Origin of the sequence: Brumimicrobium salinarum, assembly GCF_002844555.1 — a bacterium.
In the GTDB taxonomy this organism is placed as follows: domain Bacteria; phylum Bacteroidota; class Bacteroidia; order Flavobacteriales_D; family Crocinitomicaceae; genus Brumimicrobium; species Brumimicrobium salinarum.
In genome coordinates this window covers 1-3361 of record NZ_PJNI01000029.1, presented here as the reverse complement: position 1 = coordinate 3361, position 3361 = coordinate 1, and the positions used below count along the sequence as shown (strand labels likewise).

At 31.6% G+C, this 3361-nt stretch carries 3 protein-coding genes and 1 tRNA gene; all 4 read right to left on the bottom strand.

The genetic code is table 11. The features are described 5' to 3' along the window. Positions 1-67: 67 nt before the first annotated feature. Positions 68-1117 (bottom strand): leucine-rich repeat domain-containing protein, encoded by a 1050-nt coding sequence (locus CW751_RS14910; RefSeq protein ID WP_101335824.1) that lies wholly within the window; start codon positions 1115-1117, stop codon positions 68-70. Between the two features lie 119 nt (positions 1118-1236). Further along, entirely contained in the window at positions 1237-2145 is a 909-nt protein-coding gene (locus CW751_RS14905) for a hypothetical protein (protein WP_101335823.1), read from the bottom strand. A 17-nt stretch (positions 2146-2162) separates the two neighbouring features. Next, positions 2163-2260: transfer RNA gene (locus CW751_RS15485), tRNA-OTHER, on the bottom strand. A 3-nt stretch (positions 2261-2263) separates the two neighbouring features. Next, a complete protein-coding gene (locus CW751_RS14900; RefSeq protein ID WP_101335822.1) occupies positions 2264-3070 on the bottom strand; it encodes a hypothetical protein in 807 nt (268 codons plus the stop codon). Between the last annotated feature and the right edge of the window lie 291 nt (positions 3071-3361).

The following is a 3361-nucleotide window of genomic DNA, read 5'->3' as shown; positions in this document are numbered from 1 at the left end:
ACGTACAGTGGTGTGAGAGGCGCACTGGCAGTCATTCGACTGTCAGCCGTCTACTCGATTAGCAGCATTAATTAAATATTATTTCACATTTAGGCAGTTTCTCCTTTATGCATTTAACTTCCTCCTCATCAATCGGGTTGCGAGAAAACACAAGTTTTAGCAAGGCCGAATTGCTATTAATGTACTCACAGAAACTTGTTATATTATTATTTGACAACCACAATCCTTGAAGTGAATTAATCAGAAACAATCCTTCGGATATCTCATTAATCTGGTTATTATCTAATCTCAAATTTTCAAGTGATTCAAAATTTCTAAATGATTCTGGTATAATCCTGATCTTATTGCTTCCTAGGTCTAAAAACGTCAACTTCTTGCAGTGAGAAATATCTTCTGGAACGAATTCAAGCTTATTCATTGATAAATTGACTTCTACGATTCTTTTTAGTTCAAAAAAAGGATTTAATTCTTTCAAAGAATTATTGTTGAGATAGAGTTTTTCCAGTTTTTTTAATCCTAAAACTTCTGAAGGTAATTCATCGATGTTGTTCGATGCGAGGTAGAGAGTTCTAAGTTTTTTAAGTTTTCCAATTTGATGTGAGATCTCTTTAATTTCATTATTGTACAGATCCAGCAATTTTAGGGATTTTAGCTCGAAGATCGAACTTGGAACTGCACTCATTTCACTTTCTCGAATCCACAATTCCTTAAGTTTTTTGCAATTCTTAATAGACGTAGGAAGTGTTGAGATTTTGCTCTTTTGAATATATAGAATCTCCAAGTTTTTCAATTCACCAATTGACTCAGGCAACTTGACCAATTCAGAATTGTAGATCCGAATTGATTTTAACTTTTTAAGTTGACCGATAGATTCCGGCAATTCAATAATCCCCAAATTTCTCAACTCCAAATACTCTAGGTTTTTGAAAAGGGAAATGCTATCTGGCAATTTGAAATTCTTATTGTAGCCTCCGTTAGGATTTACTAACCAAAGTGACTTTGTACTTTTCTTATTTTTAAAGGCATTATCCAAAACCTCAAGACCAGTACTTTGAGAATAGCTATAGAAAGCAATAGCAAATATTACTACTATTAAGATATATCGGTTTGCTTTCATTATTGTTGCTAACGGTTTGAATATGGTGCGTTTGGCAATTCAACGCTCCAAACTTTCAATTTACTACTATGTTTCTTGATTGCTATCATCTTCAATATTAGTACTATCTGCCAAATGCACTATATTTTTGTTGTGCTTAGTGTTTTATCATCAAGGTCAGTAAGTAAGTCTGAAACATATTTAAGAAGTGAAATCACCTTCAAGCTATTTATCTCTGTTCCATAATCCGTGCTTATTCCGTGTAAAATTTCATGCCGATTTAATTTACACGGAAACTTACCAATATCTTGTTCTCTTGCCATTATCGGTGTCTGATTTTGAAGTGGTGATAAATATAAATTCAAGAAATTTCCAGCCGATTTTTCTAATTCAGCTATCACTTCTGGTAAAAATTTATATTTCTTATTTTTCGTTTCTTTAATGAAGAATTTCTTTTTTGTAAAATCAAAGCAAATACCATCCACTTGAGTTAAGACAGAAGGAATTAAAATAGAGTAATTCCCATCTTGAAATGAGTTTTTTATACTCTCTAAAATTTCTTTTCTGTTATAGTGTCTTTTAATCAGTCTTTCAAAAATATCCCCAATGTTGGTTTTATAGTAATCTACTAACAATTCATTTGCTAAATCTACTCGCCTATCTTGTATGTTGAAAGCTACTTGTGAAGGCAAATTCAATTCACTCTCTAAGTCAATAAACCAACCGTATTGAGCAATAAGTAAAAAATGATCAGGTGTTTTTTGTGTGTATTCTTTTAGCCTTTCTCCAATTTTTTTAAAAGCTTCTAAATGCTCTAAAAATGGATTTTCAAATTTGGGAATAGAGGCATAAATCTTATTTATATTCTCAAAAGATTTTTGAAAGTTTATTAATGGTTCAGCAAGTTTTTTTTGAAGTTCTAAAGTCGGTTCAATCGCCTTTTGTATTGCTTTAGATTGTTCATGAAATTTTCTCATCGGTTCAGTAATCTTTGCAATTTCCCGATAAGGCTTCATCATTCTTTCTATATGTTCTCCTAATTTATCCAATTTTTAGTATTTTATTGTGAGCATTGGAAGATTCGAACTCCCGTTTCCCGAAATCACCTTAGAACTCATGATTCTAACGTGGCTTCGGACGTCCTAGCCTCTAGACGAAATGCCCGAATTATATGTGGCTTATGATTTCAGAAACTAATCTATCTGAATCGTTTTCTTTAATGTAACCAAATTTAGTTATTAAAGCATTTTCTATTGATTTACTAAGTCTGTCTTTATCGTCTTTAAATTTCTTTATTTTTTTGATTACGTCCCAACTTGCGAGTCCTTTAGGTTTTGGATAACCTAGAGAACTAATTCTTAATGCTAAATCTTTTGTGATTTGAGTAAATAAGAAATAATCTTCAAAATCAATATCTTCTAATTTCTTTGGCGAATTCTTCACCTTATATTTTTTTAATAATGCAGAATCAAAGTGTCTTATTGCTTTTTTGTACTTGCTTTCAATTTCCCCAACAGAAGTGGTCTTCTTGTGCGAAAAATAAACTCTCAATTGATGGTAATAAGCAAAAGTATCAATTAAATAATCATCTATTTTGTCCGTGTTATTAATCCTATTTAATTGTTTTAAGTATAAAATAACTTGGTCTAATTTTGTCTTGCCTTGCTCAAATTTCCAATCTTCATTTGAAATACTATTAAATTCAGTTTGCAATTCATAAAAGAAAGTTTCCCCTAGATGATAAACATTTGAGATATTTCCTAGAACGATTTGATTATAATAATTATTAGACTGGTCAAAAGAAACCATAATCCCAAATTCATTGGATTTCCGTTTCAGATATAACTCAGGGTCATTGGATTTATTTAATTTATTCAAGAAATCTTTAATGGATATTTCAGAAATCTCAACGACATAATCTAGTCGACCTAACTCAACTAGTAAATTACTATATGCTTTATACTTAAATATCATGCAGGTCTTTTTTTACATTAAGCACAACTAAATAATAACCCCACCATCAGACTACAAATTCAACAACCATTTGCGAGCTTTGTATACCATTTGGTGGTGTTAATTTCCCCACAATATATAAAACTTTTCTAAATTTTCAATTAATTATGCCACCTCCCCCAAATCCACTTCAACCCTCTACTCACCAAAAAACTAACCACAGCCCCAATCGTAGCCATAATTACCGTTTTAATAATATCATCAGCATCAAACATGGCCACAACGCTCAAAATCGTTCCGGATACCGTTCCA

What these genes read in the sequence shown, in the direction of transcription:
- CW751_RS14910 (WP_101335824.1), bottom strand. Translation starts at nt 1,117, where the DNA reads ATGAAAGCAAACCGATATATCTTAATAGTAGTAATATTTGCTATTGCT.
- CW751_RS14900 (WP_101335822.1), bottom strand. Translation starts at nt 3,070, where the DNA reads ATGATATTTAAGTATAAAGCATATAGTAATTTACTAGTTGAGTTAGGT.